Origin of the sequence: Novosphingobium sp. AAP1, from assembly GCF_001295765.1 — a bacterium.
GTDB classification, from domain to species: Bacteria; Pseudomonadota; Alphaproteobacteria; order Sphingomonadales; family Sphingomonadaceae; genus Novosphingobium; species Novosphingobium capsulatum.
In genome coordinates this window covers 89,332-108,892 of the sequence record NZ_LJHO01000001.1, presented here as the reverse complement: position 1 = coordinate 108,892, position 19,561 = coordinate 89,332, and the positions used below count along the sequence as shown (strand labels likewise).

Genomic DNA, 19,561 nt, shown 5'->3' with positions numbered 1-19,561 from the left:
TCATTGCCCCAGCAACAGTTCTGCCGCGGCATCGATGACGGCTTCGCTGTCCAGCCGGTATTCGCGGTAAAGATCGGGCAGATCGCCGGTCTGGCCAAACCGGTCGGTGCCGAGCGGGCTGACGCGCATGCCCTTCACGCCGCCAAGCCACGACAACGCGCCGGGCGATCCGTCGATCAGCGTCACCAGGCCGGCGCCCGGCGCAAGCGGCGCCAGCAGGGTTTCGGCATGGCAGGGCGCTGGCGATCCGGTGGTCCAGCGTGTCGCGTGGCGTTCCGACCAGCCGCGATGCAACAGGTCGGGCGAAGTCACGTTGAGCAGGCCCAGGCCCGGGATATCATCGACCAGCTGTTCCCAGGCCGCGAGCGCTTCGGTGGCCACCACGCCGGTAAACACGATCGCCGCATCCGCGCCGTCGGCGGGGCGGCGCAGCCAGTAGCCGCCCTTCAAGGCGTCTTCCCGCCAGCTGTCATCTGTGCGCGTGATCTGCGGGATCGCGCGCGTGGTCAGGCGCAGATAGACCGAGCTGCCATCGACCTGCTGCATGTGATCGAACGCGAACGCCATCATCGCCGCCAGTTCATCGGCATAGGCTGGCTCGAAATAGGTGAGGTTGGGTTGCCCCATGCCGATCAGCGGGGTGTTGATCGATTGGTGCGCGCCGCCCTCTGCGGCCAGCGTCAGGCCCGATGGCGTTCCCACCAGCAGAAAGCGCGAGTCTGAATAGCAACCATAGTTGAGCGCATCGAGGCCGCGCGCAATGAACGGATCATAGACCGTGCCGACCGGCAGCAGGCGGGTGCCGAAATGCGGCGCGGCCAGGCCCAGCGACGCGAGCATGAGGAAGAAGTTGTTTTCGGCAATGCCCAGCTCGATGTGCTGGCCAGCAGCATGCTGCGCCCACTTCTGCGCCGAAGGAATCTTGGCCTTGTGGAACACGTCCGCCAGTTCCTGACGCCGGAACAGCCCACGCTGGTTGACGAAGGCGCCCAAGTTGGTCGTTTGGGTAACATCGGGTGCCGTGGTCACGATGCGATCGGCCAGTTCCTCGCCCGATTTCGCCAATTCGAGCAGGATGCGCCCGAACGCGGCCTGCGTCGATTGGTCGGCGCCCTCGGGCGCGGGGATTGCCGGAACGGGAACGGCAGGCGCAACCGGTTCAGCCTTGGTCCGGGCGATTGGCGAATTGGCCACGAAGGCCTTGAGATCGGTGGCGACATTGTCGCCGAGCGCGCCCCACGGCTCCCACTCGTTGCCCTCGGCAATGCCCAGGCTCAGGCGGAATTGCTCCATCTGCGCCGGGTTCATCATCCCCGAATGGTTGTCCTTGTGGCCGGCGAGCGGCAGCCCGTGGCCCTTGACCGTATAGGCGATGAACAGCGTGGGGCGATCGTCCTGCGCGGCATCGAAGGCATCCATCAGGGTTTCGACACAATGGCCGCCCAGGTTGGTCATCAGCCGCGCCAGCTCGACATCGTCATAGCTGTCGAGCAGCGTCTTCACGTTGGGCTTGTGGCCAATGTCGGCCAGCAGCCGCTCGCGCCAGGCCGTGCCGCCCTGATAGGTCAGCGCCGCGAATTCGGCGTTGGGGCAGCTGTCGATCCACTCTTCCAGCGCCTTGCCGCCCGGCCGCGCGAAGGCGGCCAGTTGCATCTTGCCATACTTGAGCGTGATGACGCGCCAGCCGCAGGTTTCGAAGATATCGTCGAAGCGGCGGAACATGCGATCGGCCGTGGTGGCGTCAAGCGACTGGCGATTGTAGTCCACGATCCACCAGCAGTTGCGCAGGTCGTGCTTGTAGCCCTCGATCAGGCATTCGTAGATATTGCCTTCATCGAGTTCAGCATCGCCCATCAGCGCGATCATGCGCCCGGCGTCTTCCTCGCGCAGTTGCCCATGCGCGATGAGATAATCCTGCACCAGGCTGCTGAAGGCCGTCACTGCCACGCCCAGGCCGACCGAGCCGGTGGAGAAATCGACCGGAATCTTGTCCTTGGTGCGGCTGGGATAGCTCTGCACGCCGCCCAGGCCGCGAAACCGCTCCATCCGCTCGCGCGTCTGGTTGCCCAGCAGATAGTGGATGGCGTGCAGCACCGGTCCGGCGTGCGGCTTTACCGCCACTTTATCCTGCGGACGCAGCGCATGGAAATAGAGCGCCGCCATGATTGCGGTGATCGACGAACAACTGGCCTGATGGCCACCCACTTTCAGGCCATCGCGCTTGGGGCGCAGATGGTTGGCATTGTGGATCATCCACGACGAAAGCCACAACAGGCGCGTGTCGAGATGCTCCAGCGCGCTGATCGTGTCCTGCCGGGAAGGGGAAATCGTCGTGTCCATGAGCGTGTCCTGATGTGGAGCGACAGGTTCTAGCGCTGCATGGCGGGGCATGTCCTTGCGAAAGGATTGCCCTCAAATCGTCTGAAATGGCATATCCTGCCAATATGCATTGTGATTGATAGGAAATATTGCCGGAATTTCGCCAATGCCATCGGAATGCTTCCGTATCGCGAGCGAGTTTGAGGGTATGGCGATTCCGCTCGGAAGCAGCACCTGGTCCGTCCAGCACGAAGGCCGCCAGCCTTCGCATGTTTGCAGGTGGAGCAGTAAAATCCAGTGCCCATGTCACAAAGCGTGGAGCGGGTTCGTCATGATGGCATCCCTATCGAAAGGATGCTGACGATGACCCCGCGCCTCAATCTCTACACCGCCGCGCCCGACATTTTTAAAGCCTGGTTTGCCTATTCGCAGAAAGTGGCGGAATGCGGCCTGGAAAAGCCACTGCTCGAACTGGTGAAAATCCGCGCCTCGCAGATCAATGGCTGTGCCAATTGCCTGAATATTCACACGTCTGATGCGCGCAAGGCTGGCGAAACCGAGCAGCGCATCCATCTGGTGGCTGCATGGCGTGATGCGCCGTGCTACACCGATCGCGAACGCGCGGCGCTGAATTGGACCGAACACATGACGCAGATCGCGACCAGCCGCGCGCCCGATGCCGTCCATGCCGCTTTGGCTGCGCAGTTCACCCCGGCCGAGCAAGTGCAACTGACGCTGGCGATCGATGTGATCAACGGATGGAACCGCCTGGCGGTCGGCTTCAATTTCTATGCGCCGGAACTGGGCTGGAAATGAGCCAGACGGCGGGCGAGATTTTTGACGCGCAGCGATCCACCCTGCTGCGTGTTGCCTATCGCATGCTGGGCACGATTGCCGATGCCGAAGACGTGGTGCAGGATGCCTACGTGCGCTGGCAGGCAGTGGATCATGCAGAGGTGGCAGTGCCGGCCGCGTTTCTGCGCCGCATCGTCACGCGGCTGTGCCTCGATCACCTTAAATCGGCGCGGGTCCAGCGCGAAATCTATGTCGGGCCGTGGCTGCCCGAACCGGCCGTGGATGACGCGCTCGATGACGATGTGACCCTGCCGCTGCTGTTGGCGCTCGAGCGGCTTTCCCCGCTCGAGCGGGCAGCCTTTCTGCTGCATGACGTGTTTGGCGAGCGGTTCGAGGATATCGCGCTGGTGCTGGATCGCGATGTGCCCGCCTGCCGCCAGCTTGCCAGCCGCGCGCGGGGGCATGTCCGCGATGCCCGGCGAAGGTTCCCGATCGATCACCAGCAGGGCAAGGCCATCGCCGCTGCCTTTTTCGAGGCATCGCAGAAGGGAGACATGGCGCAACTGAACATGTTGCTGGCCCAGGACGTGCAGTTCCATGCAGATGGCGGTGGCAAGCGCCCCGCAGTGGCGCGTATCCTGCAAGGCGCCAGCGAATATCTGCGCGCCCAGGCGGCGCTGATACGGCTGCGCCGCGCCCCTTCAGAACTGGTGCGGTTCACCACGATCAACGGCCTGCCGGGTTTTATCACGAGAGAGCCCGATGGCTTGCTGCAGACCACGGCCCTGTTGGTGGAGGGCCGGCACATCCAGGCCATCTACGTCATCCGCAATCCCGACAAGCTGACGCGCGTGCATTGAGCCTTTGCCCTTTGCCTAAGCCGCGCGGGGCGCACCGCCAATTGCAGCGCGCCCCGCATTTGCGGTTCAGATCTGGGCCATGCCGCCATCGACGAACAGTTCGATGCCGTTGATGAAGCTTGCCTGGTCCGAAGCGAGGAACAAGACAGCCTTGGCGATTTCATCGGGTTGGCCAACCCGGCCGAGCGGAACTTGTCCTGCCATGAAATCGAGCAGGCCCTGCTGCGATGCCGCGTCTGGTCCTGCCAGTTCGACCAGTCCCGTCGTTTCGACCGGCCCTGGGCTGACGGCGTTGACGCGGATCTTGCGGTCCTTCAGGTCGAGCATCCAGTTTCGTGCGAAACTGCGCACCGCCGCCTTGGTCGCGGAATAGACACTGAACGCTGCGGTGCCGGTGATCGCCGCGGTCGAACTGGTAAGAACGACAGAAGCGCCATCGCGCAGCAAGGGTAGCGCTTTTTGTACGGTAAACAGCACGCCCTTCACATTGGTGTCGAAGGTCTGCTGATAATGTTCCTCGCTGATTGCGCCAAGCGGGGCGAAGCTGCCGCCGCCAGCATTGGCGAAGAGCACGTCGATCTGGGCGTGCTGCTGTTGAACGGCATCGTAAAGGCGATCGATATCGGCAAGTTGCGACATATCGCCGCGAACGCCGGTAACCCGCCCGCCGATTGCCTTGACTGCCGCATCCAGCGCTTCCTGGCGGCGTCCGGTGATGAACACCGCTGCGCCAGCTGCTGCGAACGCCTGCGCCGTGGCCAATCCGATACCCGATGTGCCGCCGGTGACCACCACCACCTTGTTGTTGAAATCCTGTGCCATCTTTCATCTCCTGTTGGTTGGAGCGGCGCCATGCTGCGCCGGTGAAAAAGCACATAAGTGTGCAACGATATTGGCTGTAGTCAGCAAAATTGATACGTATCGTTGCATCAAAGGAACGCTGATGCGCGAAGACCTCAACGACTATGCCTACTTTGCCGAGGTGGTGGCGCATGGCGGCTTTGCCGCGGCGGGCCGTGCCCTGCGCGAACCCAAGTCAAAGTTGAGCCGCCGTGTCGCTGCTCTCGAAGCGCGGCTGGGCGTAAGGCTGATCGAGCGATCGAGCCGCCGCTTTCGCGTGACCGACGTCGGCCATGCATTTTACGAACGCTGCCGTGCCATGATGACAGAGGCGCAGCAGGCCGTCGCCCTGGTGGCCGAGGCGCAGGCCGAACCGCATGGCCGCGTGCGCTTCAGTTGCCCGACCGGCCTGGTCGAGATCCTGTCGGATATTCTGCCCGGCTTTCTCGCCCGCTATCCCCGCGTGCGCCTGCAGGTGATCGCCAGCGACCGCGCCGTCGACCTGATCGAAGAACGTATCGACCTTGCCTTGCGCGTCCGCGTGGCCTTGACCAGCGATGCGGCGCTGACGATGCGTTCGTTGGGCACCTCGGCACGTATCCTCGTGGCCGGCCGACAGCTGGCAGAAAGCATGGGCGCGGATCCAGCTGGGCTGGCCACGATGCCGACACTGGGCACTTCTGACGAAATTGGCGAGGTGGAATGGCAGCTGGAGCACATTGATGGCGCAACCCACCGCCTGCGGCACGAGCCACGCATGACCTGCAGCGACTTTACCGCCGTGCGCGCCGCGGCGATCCACAACCTGGGCGTGGCGCTGCTGCCCGATCACGTATGTTCAGAGGCGCTGCGCCAGGGGCAACTGGTGCATGTCCTGCCGCAGTGGCGCGCGCAGATCGGCATCGTGCACCTGGTCTTCACCACGAGGCGGGGGCTGCCGCCGGCGGTGCGCGCGTTGATCGATCACCTCGCGGCGACCTTTCCCAAATGATCGACCAAGGCGTTCGTCGAGCGGGGTTTGCCAAGTGGCGGTGCCCTGCCTAGCCTGCCGCGGTTCGATCACGGCAGCAGGGCACATCAGATCATGCTTGAACTTCAGGGGGTTTCCCACGTCTATGGCAATGGCACGCGCGCGCTCGATGCCGTCAGCCTGACCATTCCCAAGGGCATGTTCGGGCTGCTCGGGCCCAATGGCGCGGGCAAGTCCACCCTGATGCGCACCATCGCCACGCTGCAGATCCCCACCAGCGGGCGGATCATGTTCGACGGCATCGACGTGGTCGGCGATCCCCAGGCGATCCGTGGCCAGCTTGGCTATCTGCCGCAGGATTTCGGCGTCTATCCCCGCGTCAGTGCCTATGACCTGCTCGATCACATGGCCGTGCTCAAGGGTATCGCCGGGCGGGGCGAGCGGCGCGACACGGTCGAGACGCTGCTCGCCCAGGTCAACCTGTGGGATGTGCGGCGCAAGGCGGTGGCCGGTTATTCGGGCGGGATGCGGCAGCGCTTTGGCATTGCCCAGGCCCTGATCGGCAATCCCCGCCTGGTCATCGTCGATGAACCGACCGCCGGGCTCGATCCTGAAGAGCGCAACCGCTTCCTCAATCTGCTGGCAGAAATCGGCGAGAACGTGGTGGTGATCCTGTCGACCCACATTGTGGACGACGTGACCGACCTGTGCCCGCGCATGGCGATCCTGGGGCAGGGGCAGATCCTGCTGGAAGGCGCGCCCACCGCCCTGATCGGCGCCCTGGCTGGCCAAGTGTGGGAGCGCGCGATCGACCGCGCCGATCTGCCCGCGATCAGCGCGGCGCACCGCGTCATCTCCACCCGCCTGCGTGGTGGTCGCACCGTGGTCCACGTGATTGCCGACACGGCGCCAGGAGAGGGCTTCACCGCCGTTCCCGGCGGGCTTGAAGATGTCTATTTCTCGACGCTGCTTGCCGCGCGCGCATCCGCGCCGGCGGCCGTCGTCGCCTGAGCGGGCAAGGGGGCACAGACATGCTTGGCCGCATCGCCGCGTTCGAAATCCGCTATCAGTTGCGCAGCCCGGTGTTCTGGGTGGTGTTCGCGCTGTTCTTCCTCCTCTCGTTTGGCGCCATGGCTTCGAGCCAGATCTCGATCGGTGGCACGCCCGACAACGCCTGGCAAAACGGCACGCTGTCCCTGGCGATGACCCAGGGTGTGATGACGATCTTTGCGCTGTTTTCCACCACGGCATTCGTCGCCAACGTGATCGTGCGCGATGATGACAGCGGCTTTGGCCCGCTTGTGCGGGCAACCTCGGTGCGCAAGGGCGATTACCTGTTCGGCCGCTTTGCCGGGGCCTATCTCGTGTCGCTGCTGGTCTTTGCCGCGGTGCCGCTGGGCAGCGTCGTCGGGTCGCTGATGCCCTGGCTCGATCCCGAAACGATCGGGCCCAACCGGCTCGACGCCTATCTGCGCCCGTTCGTGCTGGTGGCGATGCCCACGCTGTTGTGGAGTGCGGCGTTTTTCTTTGCCGTGGCCACGCTCACTCGCTCGATGATGGCAACCTATGTGGCGGTGGTGGCCAGCCTGCTGATCTGGGGCGTAACGCGCGGCATCCTCGCCAGCCATCCCGATCTGCGCACGCTGGCGGCGCTCACCGATCCGTTCGGCGTTGTCGGCATCGCGCTCGAAACCCGCTATTGGACGCTGGCGGAAATCAACGCGCAGCCTTTTCCGTTTTCCGCGCTCATGCTGGAAAACCGCGCCATCTGGCTCGCTGTCACGGTTGCAGCGCTGGCGCTGGCATGGTGGCGTTTCAGCTTTGCTACCCCGGCGGCGAGCAAGCGCCAGTTGCGGCGCGAAGCACGGCGCGCGCGCAAGCTTGCCGCTGCCACGCCCAACCGGGTAAGCCGGCTGCCCGATCCTGACCAGGCCCGCGCGCAATGGCCGCGCCTGATCGCGCGCATCACGTTCGAGGCGCGGATGATCCTGCGCAGCCCGGCGTTCCTGGTGCTGGTGGCCGTGGGCGCGATCAACGCGCTGGCGGCCTTGAGCTTCAGCGACAGCATGTATGGCAGCAAGAGCTATCCTGCCACGTTCCTGCAGATCATGGCGCTGCGCAGCGCGTTCACGCTGGGGCCGATCGTGATCGCCGGGTTCTATGCCGGCGAACTGGTCTGGCGCGATCGTGAGCGGCGGATCAGCGCGATCATCGATGCCAGCGCCTTGCCCAGCTGGGCCTTGCTGCTGCCCAAGGTGCTGGCGCTGGTGCTGGTGCTGTTCATCACGGTGGCGCTGGGCACGCTGGTAGGCATCGGCGTGCAACTGGCCAATGGCTTTACCGCGATCGCGCTGGGGCAATATCTGTGGTGGTACCTGGTGCCGACCACGGCCGACATGGTGTTGCTGGCCGGTCTGGCCGTGTTCCTTCAGGTGGTTTCGCCCAGCAAGTATGTCGGTTGGGGCTTGCTGCTGGTGTGGTTCGTGTTCGGCATCGTTGCCTCGGCGATGCATTGGGACCACCCGCTGTACCAATATGCCTCGAGCGTGCCCAATCCGCTGACCGACATCAACGGCGCGCGGGTGGGCTGGGCCACCAACTGGTGGCTGCGGCTCTATTCAGGGCTGCTGCTGGTGGCGCTGATGGCGGCAGCGCATCTGCTGTGGCCGCGTGGTGCCAACGATGGCGTCGGCGCACGCAGCCGCCAGGCGCTGCGCCGGCTGCGCAGCCCGGCCGGCGGCCTGATCCTGGCCGCGCTGGCCGGCATGGCGGCAACCGGCGCCTGGCTCTATTATCAGATGGATGTGCGCAACCATTACGAAAACGGCGCGCAGCAAGAGATCGACGCGGCCAACCTCGAAAAGCTCTATGCCCGCTATGAATATGCGCCCGAGCCGAGCGTCACGCATATCGCGCTCAAGGTCCGCATCGATCCGGCCACGCCGCGGATGGATGCAGAGGGCACCTATGACCTGGTCAACAGCACCGGCGCGCCGCTGTCCACCGTGCACCTGATGCTGCCGCAGCACGATCGCGATGTCCTGGCGCTGACGATCGATGGCGCGCGGGTGAGCCATGACGATGATCGGCGCCAGGTGCGCTTCTTTACGTTCGACCGCCCGCTGGCGCCGGGCGCCACCACCCGGCTGCATTTCCGCGTGCGGCGCTGGCAGCAGGGTATCAACCCGCTGGGCGATGACACGCGCCTGCTGGCCAATGGCACGTTCCTCGATTCCAGCGAGATCGCGCCCACGATCGGCATCCAGCGCGCGGCCATGTTGAGCGATCCGGTCAAGCGCCGCGAACACGGGCTGCCGGCAGAGCACCGCATGCCCAAGCTGGAAGACCAAGGCGCGCGGCGGTTCAACTATATCGCCAACGCCAGCTGGGTGACGAGCGACATCACCGTCACCACCGCCGCCGACCAGGTGCCGCTGGCGCCGGGCGACAAGGTGGCCGATGCGGTGGCGAGCGGGCAGCGCACCGCGCGCTTTGTCTCGCGTGTGCCCATCCTCAACTTCTGGTCGATCCAGTCGGCCCGCTATGCGATCGACACCCGCGATGCCGATGGCGTACAGGTCTCGATCTATTACGATCCCCAGCATGCCTACAACGTCGCCCGCCTGCAGCGCGCCGCGCGCGTGGCGCTGGGCTATTATCGCAGCAATTTCGGGCCTTATCAGTTCGATTATGCCCGCATTGTTGAATTTCCCGGCTATGCCAGCTTTGCCCAGGCCTTTGCCGGCACGATGCCGTTTTCGGAATCGATCGGGTTCCTGGGTGATTTCAGCGATCCCGACAAGATCGACTACGCCACCTATGTCGCCGCGCACGAGTTGTCGCACCAGTACTGGGCCCACCAGGAAATCAGCGCGGAAATGCAGGGCGGGACGATGATGGTCGAAACGCTGGCGCAATATTCAGCGCTGATGGTGATGAAGCAGCTTTACGGGCCGGACAAGATCCGCCGCTTCCTGCGCTATGAACTCGATCGCTACCTTTCTTCGCGCGGGCGTGAAGCGGTGGAGGAAGTGCCGCTGGCCCGCGTGGAAGACCAGCCCTATATCCACTATCGCAAGGGCGCGGTCGCGCTCTACCTGCTGCAGGACCGCCTGGGCGAAGCGCGGGTCAATGCCATGCTGCGCCAGATATTGGCGCGCTATCGCTTTCAGGGGCCGCCTTATTCCACCTCGATGGATCTGGTGCGCGGCTTCCACGCGCTGGCGCGGACGCCGCAGGAACATGCGCTGGTGCGTGATCTTTTGGAAACCATCACGGTGTGGGATTTCAAGGCGGACAGCGCGAAAACCCAGCGCCGTGCCGATGGCACCTGGCAGACCACGCTGACGCTCAGCGCCAGCATGGCGCGCGACGATGGCAAGGGCGCCAGCACCCCCGTGCCGCTCGATCAGTATGTCGACATTGGCCTGTTCACCGCGCAGCCGGGCGAGGGCGCCTTTGGCAAGGCCGATGTCATCACCATGGAGCGCCACCGCCTGCACGACGGCACCAGCACGATCGTGCTGACCAGCCGCCGCAAGCCGGCCTATGCCGGGGTCGATCCCTACAACACGTTCATCGACCGCAAGAGCGATGACAATGTCATCGCCGTCACGGGCGGCTGATGATCCCCTGTCGCCCCATGCCGCGCTTGCTGGCGTGGCGTGGGGCGCCACTGCTTCACAGCCCGTCGCATCGCCTTTGCTGCTTCATCGCGCGTTCAGCCCGATTGCGGAGATTTCCCGCGCAAACAAGCACAAGGAGCGATATCCATGCCAGGATTTCCCAAGTTTGTGATCGGTGCCGCAGCCTTGAGCGTAGCTGGCGCCTGCGCGGCCCAGGCGGCAACCAATGATCTGCACACGATGCTGGTCAATCTGCCCGATGGCACGGTGGCGCAGGTACAGTACCACGGCGCTGTCGCGCCGCGCATTGCGATCCAGCCGGTGGCCGCGAGGGACGCTGGCGTTGATCCCGCGGCCGACGAGCAGGCCTTGATGGCGGCTGATCCCTTTGCCCACATGGCGCTGGTTTCGGCGATGCTCGATCAGCAGGCCGCCGCGATGATGCAGCAAGCCGCGCTGATGCAGCGCGCTGCCATGGCCCAGGGCACTGCCGCGCCGGCAGACGGCATGCCGGGCATGACGGTGGCGGGGATGACCAACCTGCCCAAGGGCGTGCACATGACCTATGTGTCGAGCACGACCGACGCTTCGGGCTGCACCCGCACGGTATCGTACAGCTCTGAAGGCGGCGCGCATGCGGCCCCGCGCGTAACCCAGGCGGCGTCCGACAGTTGCAGCACGGTCAAGCCCAATAGCCAGGCAATCCCCGCCAAGGCAGAGGCACCGGCCGTTCCCGCGCCCGGTGTCGGCCAGAAGGTCTGATCTGCCGCCAACCGGCGCACGGCGTGGAACGATGGCCGCACGCAGGCGTTAAAGTCCTTGAATTTCCCCAGATCGAAAGGGCGCCCCGTGATTGGCAAGATCGTTTCCGCCGTGGTCGGCAAGAAGATTGCAGAGCGCACCGCCGGGATGAGCGAAGGCAGCGGTGCTCTGCTGGGCGTGGCCGCTGCCACCGTGCTGCGCCGCCTGGGCCCTGTGGGCTTTGTGGCGGCAGCGGCCGGTGGTCTGCTGGCCAAGCGCTACATGGACAAGCGCCAGGCTCGCCGCGCTCCCGCCGTTTAATGTGATACCCAAACAAGCCCCCGTTCCGGCATCGGAACGGGGTTTCGCTTTAACTGAACGCACCCGTTTCATTTTTGGCGTCTGCTGCCGGGCGAAGCCTTTTGCCGCTTTGTCCGGGTGAACGCTCGCGCCTGCCGCCGGTAAAAGGACTATGACCATGACCAAGCCCCCCAAGTCTTCGCCCGCGCAGGACAACGCGCTGCATGACCATCAACCCGGCGCCGGAAACGCAGGATACGAAACTCGCGCCGGCACCGGCGGGGAAACGCATCAGGATGCAGCGGCGGGTGCCCCGGCCGATGGTTATCTGACCGACAACTTTGGCCACCGCCTGGCCGACAACCAGAACAGCCTCAAGGCCGGCGCACGCGGCCCGGCGCTGCTGGAAGACTTCATCCTGCGCGAAAAGATCTTCCACTTCGATCACGAGCGTATCCCTGAGCGCATCGTTCACGCGCGCGGCTCGGGCGCACACGGCGTGTTCGAAGTGACCCGCGCGATCCCCGAATTGACCAAGGCGGGGCTGTTCCAGGAAACGGGCAAGACCTGCCCGGTGTTTGTGCGGTTTTCAACCGTCGCGGGCGGGGCTGGCTCGGTCGATACCCCGCGCGACGTGCGCGGCTTTGCCGTCAAGTTCTACACCGACGAGGGCAACTGGGACCTGGTTGGCAACAACATCCCGGTGTTCTTCATCCAGGATGCGATCAAGTTTCCCGACCTGATCCACTCGGTGAAGATGGAGGCGGATCGCGGCTATCCCCAGGCGGCGAGCGCGCATGACACGTTCTGGGATTTCGTCGGCCTGATGCCGGAATCCATGCACATGATCATGTGGGCGATGAGCGATCGCGCCATTCCGCGCACGCTGCGCACGATGGAAGGGTTCGGCGTCCACACCTTCCGCCTGGTTGATGCCAAGGGCAAGGGCCGCTTCGTCAAGTTCCACTGGAAGCCGGTGCAGGGCCTGGAGTCGCTGATCTGGGACGAAGCCGTGAAGATCGCCGGTGCCGACCCCGATTTCCACCGCCGTGACCTCTATGAAGCGATCGACAGCGGCGCCTATCCCGCTTGGGATCTGGGCGTGCAGGTGTTCGACGAGGAATGGGCGGCCAAGCAGCCCTATGACGTGCTAGACGCGACCAAGCTGGTGCCCGAGGAAGACGTGCCGGTGGAAATCGTCGGGCGCATGACCCTGAACCGCAATGTCGACAATTTCTTTGCCGAGACTGAGCAGGTGGCCTTCCTGCCCACCAACGTTTTGCCCGGCATCGATTTTTCCAACGATCCGCTGCTTCAGGGCCGCCTGTTTTCCTACCTCGACACCCAAAAATCGCGCCTGGGCACGACCAATTTCCACCAGATCCCGATCAACGCGCCCAAATGCCCGTTCCACAACATGCAGCGCGATGGCCTGATGCAGACGCTGGTGCCCACCGGCCGCGCCAATTACGAGCCGAACTCGCTGAATGAAGCGGGCGAAGCCAGCGGGCCACGCGCCGATCCCGATAGCGGGTTCACCTCGTTCCGGGAAAACGGCGAGCGCAACGATCCCACCGAAAAGCTGCGCGTGCGGCCCGAGCTTTTCGCCGATCACTATAGCCAGGCTGCGCTGTTCTTCCATTCGCAGACCGAAAGCGAGCAGGCGCATATCGCCTCTGCCCTGGTGTTCGAACTGTCGAAGGTAAGCCTGGAGCATATCCGCACGCGTGTGCTGTCGCGCCTGCGCAATGTGGACGAGGAACTGGCCAGCCGCGTGGCCGAGGGCCTGGCGATGGACCTGCCGGAAAAGGCACCCGCCGCGCGTGCGCCGACGGCGATGAAGCCGTCAGACGCGCTGTCGATCCAAAAGCAGGCGCGCAAGACCTTTGAAGGCCGCAAGGTGGGCATCCTGTTTGCGGAAGGATCGGACAAGGCGGCGATCGACACGCTCAAGAAAGACATCGAGGGTGCCGGCGGATCGGTATTCCTGGTGGCGCCGAAGGTGGGTGGCATTGCCGTCAAGGGCGGCACGCTCAAGGCCGATGGGCAGCTTGATGGTTCGCCCTCGGTCATGTTCGATGCGGTCGCCTCGGTCCTGATGCCCGAAGCGGCAGCCGAACTGGCCCGCCAAGGCGCAGCGGTGCAATGGTTCATGGACGCCTATGGCCATTGCAAGACGATTGCCCATTGCTCCGGCACCCAGGTGATCCTGGACAAGGCCGGCGTTGAAAAGGACGATGGCGTGGTGCCCAATGCCGACCTGATGTCGGTTGGCCCGGTGCGGCATTTTGCCCGCGAGCCAAAGGTCCGTGCCCTGGCGTGATCCCGTAAGCGGTAAAAGAGTGAAACGTTACCATCACCCCGGATCAAATCCGGGGTGATGGCCGTTGTGATCCATTGAATTTTCTTTGTGCCGCCGACCCTTGAGACAGGATGAGCCTATCATGACCGAGCCCCAGACCCCGGAAGCCAAGGCACAAGCGATCGAGGTGCCCGAAGCGGCCGGGGGATGGGGATCGCTGGAAGGGATTGCCGCCACCGAACTGTCGCAGCGAGCGGGCCCCGGCGCGCTGGAAACACTGGCGCATCTCAACAAGCCGGATGGCACGGCCTGCACCTCGTGCGCGTGGATCAAGCCGCCGACGCCGGCCAAGTTCGAGTTCTGCGAAAACGGCGCGAAGGCAACGCTGTGGGACCTGACCAGCGCGCGCTGCACGCCCGAATTCTTTGAACAGCACACCGTCAGTTCGCTGTGGGGCCTAAGCGCCAATGAGCTTGAGCGCGAAGGCCGCCTGACCGAGCCGCTGCGCTATGACCCTGCCAGCGACCGCTACCTGCGCGCCAGTTGGGCAGAAGCCTTTGCCGCGATCGGCGCGCGGCTGCGCCAGATCGATCCTGCGGCGATGACATTCTACGCCAGCGGCAAGGCGGCGCTTGAGCCGAGCTATCTCTATGCCGCATTCGCGCGCATGCTGGGGCACAACAACCTGCCCGACAGTTCCAACATGTGCCACGAGACCACCTCGGTCGGCCTCAAGAAGGTGATCGGTTCGCCGGTGGGCACCTGCCAGCTGGAAGACCTGGAGCAGTGCGACGCGATCTTTTACTTAGGCCAGAATCCGGGCACCAATTCGCCGCGCATCCTGCATCCGCTGCAACAGGCGGTGAAGCGCGGCTGCAAGATCGTGACGTTCAACCCGCTCAAGGAAGCGGGGCTGGTCGAATTCGTCAATCCGCAAAGCCCGCTGGAAATGCTGACGGGCAAGGCGACGCGGCTGAGCCATCTTTACCTGCAGGTGCGTCCTGGCGGCGATATCGCCGCGCTGATGGGCGTGTGCAAGCATGTGCTGGCGCGTGCCGAGCGAGAAGCGGGCCTGCTCGATCAACAGTTTATCAACGCACATTGCCATGGTTTCGAGGCTTTCCGGGCCAAGCTGGATGCTACCGGCTGGGACGCGCTGGAGGTGGCGAGCGGCGTGACCCGCGCCGAGATGGAAGCAGCCGGCGATGTCTATGCCGATGCCAAGGCGGTGTTCGGCATCTATGGCATGGGGCTGACCCAGCAGGTGCACGGCAGCGAAGCGATCGGCATGCTGGTCAACCTGCTCCTGCTGCGCGGCAACATCGGGCGGCCGGGCGCAGGCTGCTCGCCCATTCGCGGCCATTCCAACGTGCAGGGCCAGCGCACCGTGGGCATCACCGAAAAGGTGGCGCTGGCGCCGGTGGAAACCTATCGCACCGTGCTGGGGCTGGAGACACCGCCAGAGGATGGGCACAACACGGCCAAGTTCCTGGAAGCGCTGCAGGCCGGCAAGAACCGGGTCTATGTGGGGCTGGGCGGCAATCTGGCGATGGCCGTGCCGGACCACGGCCAGATCCACGCCGCCTGGCGCGAGATGGACCTGACAGTGCACATCGCCACCCGCCTCAATCACACCCATCTGTTGCCGGGCAAGGAAAGCTGGATCCTGCCCTGCCTGGTCCGCTCGGAAGAGGATATCCAGGACAGCGGCAACCAGTTCGTCAGCATCGAGGACAGTTTCAGCCACATCTATAGCTCGATGGGCAAGCGCAAGCCGGCGAGCGAGCACCTGCTGAGCGAGACGGCGATCATCTGCGAACTGGCCAAGGCCAGCCTGCCGGAAAACCCGCGCTGGCAGTGGGATGCCTGGCGCGGAAATTATGCGCGCATTCGCGATCTGATCGCGCGGACCTATCCCAAGGAGTTCTTCGACATGGACCGGCGCATGCATCAGCCCGGCGGGTTTTTCCGCGGCAACGATGCCCGCCGCCGGGTCTGGCATACGCAAAGCGGGCGGGCCGAGTTTACCGACCCCAGCGTGCTCAACGCCGGCCCGCAGGATGAGGCAGACGATACGCTGCGCCTGGTCACCTTGCGGTCAAACGACCAGTTCAACACCACGGTCTATGGCATGAACGACCGGCTGCGCGGGCTTTCGGGAGAGCGCACGATCGCGTTGATGGCGCCGCAGGAAATCGCCCGGCTGGGCCTCGCCGAAGGGCAGCGCATCACCCTGGTGACGGCCGCCGATCCGGCCACGCGCCGTGCGGTGGGCGGGCTCAAGGTCGTGCCCTATGACCTGCCGGCGGGCACGGTGGCGGGCTATTTCCCCGAACTCAATGCCCTGGTGCCGCTGTCGCTGCGCGAAAAGCTGTCGGACACGCCGGCATCGAAGGGCGTGCCGGTCAGGATCGAGGCCTGACCGGCCGCATTACGGCCGCCGTCAGGCGGCCGGTTCGGATGCCGGCGCCTCGCCATGCGCCACGGGGCAGCCTTGCTGTGCTGCCACCCGGAAATCAGCCGAATGGCGATAGGCGCGCCGGCGCGCGCGGTTGATACCGCCGAGCGGACGGTGCGCTTCCAGCCCGTTCCAAGGCGAAAAGTGCAGGGTTTCATCGATCCGCTGCACCTTGTCGGCGCTCCAGCTGTCTTGCGGCTCCACGCGCAGTGTCGCCACCTGCACGAAAGGCGAGACCTCCTCGGGCCATTCCACGCTGGCATCTTCCACTGGCTGGCGATCGAGATCGCGCAGCAGCTGCACTTCGAACGCCCATTCGCCGGTCAGGTTCGCGGCATCCTCGCGGATGGTTTCGCGCAGGCCATCGGGGCGGCCGCTGGTGTCGATTACTTTGCCTGACAGCGCGGTGAGCGCGGGGGAAAGCGGGCGCAGGCGGAACTTGGCAACGTGCGCGCCATAGCGGAACGGGGTGGTGGAGAAATAGGTTTCGCCCAGCGGGTGAACCTGCGGCGCGCCACCCATGGCGGCAAGGGCGCTTGATTCCAGGCCAACCTTGCCCAGCGCACTGTTGATGAAGCCCAGCACCGTTGACAGCGCCACCTTGGCACCAGGCGCGCGATCAGTTGTGGCGGCCAGCAGTTTGAGCTTGCCGGCAAACTGATCGGCCCGCGCCGTCGCGAACACCGGGCCGTTGACGAACAGGAAGTCCTGCGCGTCCCCTTCCGCGGTTGGCAGGTAGGCCCCCGGCACCCCTTCCACTTTCAGTGCTAGGCCACGGGGCAGCACGACATTGTCATCCAGGATATCACCCGGATTGGTGGAGATGCGCAGCGCCGCGTCATAACGGCCCGCCTGGGCAAACAGCCCCTGGGCAAGCTCGGGCGGCAGGTTGGCATCGACGGTGAACGTGCCTTCAAACAGGCCGTGCGCCTTGGCATGAACCGCGCGCACCGGCCGGCCATAGTCCTGCGCCGTGGTTTCGAGGATATGATCGAACGACTTTTCCAACGAGGCGTCGGTTTCCGCTTCGTTGTCTTCGATCTGTTCGAGGTCGGCAGAGTAGGCGATGGGGGGATTGGTCATCGACGGAATTCCTTTCAAAGCGCAGCGTCTGCACGGCGAGCGAAGGGATCGGGCAGGGCCGGCAGGATCTTGTCGAGCGTGAGCGGGAAGCTGCGCACGCGCACGCCGCAGGCATTATAGACCGCGTTGGCAATCGCGCCGGCTGCGCCGCAAATGCCGAGTTCGCCCACGCCCTTGGCTTGAAGCGGGCTGGCCGCGGCATCGCGTTCTTCCAGCAGGATCACCTCGATCGCCGGCACGTCGGCATGCACCGGCACGTGATATTCGGCCAGGTCATGGTTGACGAGGTGCCCGTCGCGGGTATCGAACGCCAGCTCCTCTGTCAGCGCGCTGCCGATGCCCCAGACCATGCCACCCAGGCATTGCGAGCGCGCGGTCTTGGCATTGAGCACGCGGCCAAAGCCAAACGCGCCGGTCATCCGCCGCACGCGTACCTCGCCGGTGAAGGCATGGACCGCCACCTCGGCAAAGAACGCGCCGTAGCTGGCCTGGGAAAAGGCCTTGGCCGTCTTGCCGGGCTTGATCGTGCCGGTTTCCGCGATGTCTTCACCGTTCAGCAGATCGCGCAGCGCGCGAGGTGATGCGTTGCCGCCGCTGGCCATGCCGTCTTTCAAGGCGAGGTCTTCAGTTTCGCAACCCAGCGCCTTGGCCAGCTTGGCGCGGATCGCCTCGCAGGCATACATCACGGCCGAACCGGTGGAGATGGCGCCGAAGCTGCCGCCCGAACCGGCCCCGGCCGGGTGGACGGTGTCGCCCAACTTCACGTCAACCCGCGCCATTGGCAGGCCCAGCATTTCGCCGGCGATCTGGCCAAGGATGGCATAGGAACCGGTGCCGATATCGGTCTGGTCTGATTCCACCACCGCGCTGCCATCTGCCTTGAGTGTGACCTGGGCCTTGGCCGGAACCATCATGTTGACGCGCGCGGCGCTCGCCACGCCCATGCCGATCCACCAATCGCCGTCCCGCGTCTGGCAGGGACGGTCCTGGCGCGCGCGCCACCCGAACGCTTCAGCCCCCTGTTCCAGCGCCTGTGTCAACATGCGCGACGAATAGGGCGTGCCGGCCACCGGAACTTCGGCCGGCAGATTGCGCTTGCGCAGTTCGATCGGATCAATGCCGATCTTCTCGGCCAGTTCGTCCATCGCCGCTTCGAGCACTTGCATGCCCACCGCTTCACCCGGCGCGCGCACCGATCCGGCGGTCATGCGACTGATCCGCGCCACTTCCACCTTTAGCAGGCGGTTTTCGCCGCCATAAAGGAACTCGGTTGCCTGGGTGACCGGCTCGGCAAACTTTTCCCCGGGCAGGTTGGATACCAGTGCTTCATGCCCCAGGCCGATCAACCGGCCGGCGGGATCGGCCGCCAGGCGCACACGCTGCCGCGTTTCGGAGCGGCGCATCACGGTCTGGAACACCTGTTGCCGGCTCATCACCACGCGCACCGGGCGGCCCAATTCACGCGCGGCGATTGCAGCCGCGACCGCTTCATGGGTGATGCCCAGCTTGGAGCCGAAACCGCCACCAACATAGGGTGCGATGATCCGCACCTTGTCGGCCGAGAGGCCCAGGCAGTCGGCAATTTCCTTCACGTTGTAGGACAGCATCTGATAGCTGCCGTGCAGGATCAGGCTGTCGCCCTGCCATTGCGCGATCGTGGCGTGGGGCTCCATCGCGGCGCTGGCGTGGCCGGGGGTGTCGTATTCCACGTCGACGGAAAAGGCCGCGTCCTGCATTGCCTGGTCAAGGTCACCGCCCTCAACCGGCTTGCTGCTGGATGGCGCTTCCACCTTCACACCCGGCGCGGCCGGATCGAACGGCACGGGATCGCCGTCGGCGTCGGTATAGTCGATCGGCAGGGCCAGGGCAGCGTCGCGCGCCTGCTCAAAGGTTTGGGCCACCACCAGCGCCACGGGCTGGCCAAAGTATTCGACCTTCGCCGCATCCTGTTGCGGCGCCTTCGCCGCCATGCCCTGCGCCGGGCGCCGCGTCATCGCCGGATCGGCGATTACCGCAATCACGCCCTCGCGCGCGAGCACGGCGTCGCGGTCGATCCTGCTGACCTGGCCCTGGGAAATGCTGGCCAAGACCAGCACGCCTTCGACGCAGCCATCGATGCGCCATTCGGCGGCATAGGTCGCCGTGCCGCTGACCTTGAGCGGCCCTTCGGGACGATCGAGCGGCTGGCCGATCACGCCTTGACGCATATGGTCGAGCAGGTTGCGTTCGTCGGGCTGGTTATACATGTCTGACAGGGGGAGGTGCATG

The 19,561-nt window shown here is 64.8% G+C and carries 13 protein-coding genes; 9 read left to right on the top strand and 4 right to left on the bottom strand.

Going from position 1 to position 19,561, the window contains the following annotated elements; translation table 11 throughout:
* A complete protein-coding gene (locus IP65_RS00445) occupies nt 1-2,340 on the bottom strand; it encodes a transketolase (RefSeq protein WP_054130382.1) in 2,340 nt (779 codons plus the stop codon).
* A gap of 342 nt (nt 2,341-2,682) precedes the next feature.
* On the opposite strand from IP65_RS00445, the gene IP65_RS00440 reads away from it, so the two are divergent.
* Nucleotides 2,683-3,135, top strand: a complete 453-nt coding sequence (locus IP65_RS00440) for a carboxymuconolactone decarboxylase family protein (RefSeq protein ID WP_054130841.1) — start codon at nt 2,683-2,685, stop codon at nt 3,133-3,135.
* A complete protein-coding gene (gene sigJ / locus IP65_RS00435; RefSeq protein ID WP_082349679.1) occupies nt 3,132-3,974 on the top strand; it encodes an RNA polymerase sigma factor SigJ in 843 nt (280 codons plus the stop codon). Before IP65_RS00440 ends, sigJ begins: the two co-directional genes overlap by 4 nt.
* A 66-nt stretch (nt 3,975-4,040) precedes the next feature.
* Here the strand turns inward: sigJ and IP65_RS00430 are convergent, their stop codons facing one another.
* Nucleotides 4,041-4,796, bottom strand: a complete 756-nt coding sequence (locus IP65_RS00430; RefSeq protein ID WP_022677582.1) for an SDR family NAD(P)-dependent oxidoreductase — start codon at nt 4,794-4,796, stop codon at nt 4,041-4,043.
* Between the two features lie 121 nt (nt 4,797-4,917).
* On the opposite strand from IP65_RS00430, the gene IP65_RS00425 reads away from it, so the two are divergent.
* The 7 genes from IP65_RS00425 (at nt 4,918) to IP65_RS00395 (ending at nt 16,174) form a co-directional block, all read left to right on the top strand.
* Entirely contained in the window at nt 4,918-5,805 is an 888-nt protein-coding gene (locus IP65_RS00425) for a LysR substrate-binding domain-containing protein (protein WP_054130380.1), read from the top strand.
* A 93-nt stretch (nt 5,806-5,898) separates the two neighbouring features.
* A complete protein-coding gene (locus IP65_RS00420; RefSeq protein WP_054130379.1) occupies nt 5,899-6,795 on the top strand; it encodes an ABC transporter ATP-binding protein in 897 nt (298 codons plus the stop codon).
* Nucleotides 6,796-6,815: 20 nt separating this feature from the next.
* Nucleotides 6,816-10,409 carry an aminopeptidase gene (locus IP65_RS00415; protein WP_054130378.1) on the top strand — a complete coding sequence of 1,198 codons (3,594 nt, stop codon included), beginning with the start codon at nt 6,816-6,818 and terminating at the stop codon, nt 10,407-10,409.
* 147 nt (nt 10,410-10,556) lie between these two features.
* Entirely contained in the window at nt 10,557-11,171 is a 615-nt protein-coding gene (locus tag IP65_RS00410; RefSeq protein WP_022677586.1) for a hypothetical protein, read from the top strand.
* A gap of 87 nt (nt 11,172-11,258) precedes the next feature.
* Entirely contained in the window at nt 11,259-11,471 is a 213-nt protein-coding gene (locus tag IP65_RS00405) for a hypothetical protein (RefSeq protein WP_022677587.1), read from the top strand.
* 157 nt (nt 11,472-11,628) lie between these two features.
* Complete coding sequence (locus IP65_RS00400; protein WP_054130840.1) at nt 11,629-13,773, top strand: catalase; 2,145 nt, start codon at nt 11,629-11,631, stop codon at nt 13,771-13,773.
* Nucleotides 13,774-13,894: 121 nt separating this feature from the next.
* Complete coding sequence (locus IP65_RS00395; protein WP_054130377.1) at nt 13,895-16,174, top strand: FdhF/YdeP family oxidoreductase; 2,280 nt, start codon at nt 13,895-13,897, stop codon at nt 16,172-16,174.
* Between the two features lie 21 nt (nt 16,175-16,195).
* Here IP65_RS00395 and IP65_RS00390 read toward each other — a convergent pair whose 3' ends face one another.
* On the bottom strand, nt 16,196-17,293 hold the full coding sequence (locus tag IP65_RS00390) for a catalase family protein (RefSeq protein ID WP_022677590.1): 1,098 nt from the start codon (nt 17,291-17,293) through the stop codon (nt 16,196-16,198).
* Nucleotides 17,294-17,307: 14 nt separating this feature from the next.
* Nucleotides 17,308-19,560, bottom strand: coding sequence for a xanthine dehydrogenase family protein molybdopterin-binding subunit (locus IP65_RS00385; protein WP_054130839.1), 2,253 nt, complete (start codon nt 19,558-19,560; stop codon nt 17,308-17,310).
* Nucleotide 19,561 lies beyond the last annotated feature (1 nt).

What these genes read in the sequence shown, in the direction of transcription:
- IP65_RS00445 (WP_054130382.1), bottom strand. Translation starts at nt 2,340, where the DNA reads ATGGACACGACGATTTCCCCTTCCCGGCAGGACACGATCAGCGCGCTG.
- IP65_RS00415 (WP_054130378.1), top strand. Translation starts at nt 6,816, where the DNA reads ATGCTTGGCCGCATCGCCGCGTTCGAAATCCGCTATCAGTTGCGCAGC.
- IP65_RS00410 (WP_022677586.1), top strand. Translation starts at nt 10,557, where the DNA reads ATGCCAGGATTTCCCAAGTTTGTGATCGGTGCCGCAGCCTTGAGCGTA.
- IP65_RS00385 (WP_054130839.1), bottom strand. Translation starts at nt 19,560, where the DNA reads ATGCACCTCCCCCTGTCAGACATGTATAACCAGCCCGACGAACGCAAC.
- IP65_RS00440 (WP_054130841.1), top strand. Translation starts at nt 2,683, where the DNA reads ATGACCCCGCGCCTCAATCTCTACACCGCCGCGCCCGACATTTTTAAA.
- IP65_RS00395 (WP_054130377.1), top strand. Translation starts at nt 13,895, where the DNA reads ATGACCGAGCCCCAGACCCCGGAAGCCAAGGCACAAGCGATCGAGGTG.
- IP65_RS00420 (WP_054130379.1), top strand. Translation starts at nt 5,899, where the DNA reads ATGCTTGAACTTCAGGGGGTTTCCCACGTCTATGGCAATGGCACGCGC.
- sigJ (WP_082349679.1), top strand. Translation starts at nt 3,132, where the DNA reads ATGAGCCAGACGGCGGGCGAGATTTTTGACGCGCAGCGATCCACCCTG.
- IP65_RS00425 (WP_054130380.1), top strand. Translation starts at nt 4,918, where the DNA reads ATGCGCGAAGACCTCAACGACTATGCCTACTTTGCCGAGGTGGTGGCG.
- IP65_RS00390 (WP_022677590.1), bottom strand. Translation starts at nt 17,293, where the DNA reads ATGACCAATCCCCCCATCGCCTACTCTGCCGACCTCGAACAGATCGAA.
- IP65_RS00430 (WP_022677582.1), bottom strand. Translation starts at nt 4,796, where the DNA reads ATGGCACAGGATTTCAACAACAAGGTGGTGGTGGTCACCGGCGGCACA.
- IP65_RS00400 (WP_054130840.1), top strand. Translation starts at nt 11,629, where the DNA reads ATGACCAAGCCCCCCAAGTCTTCGCCCGCGCAGGACAACGCGCTGCAT.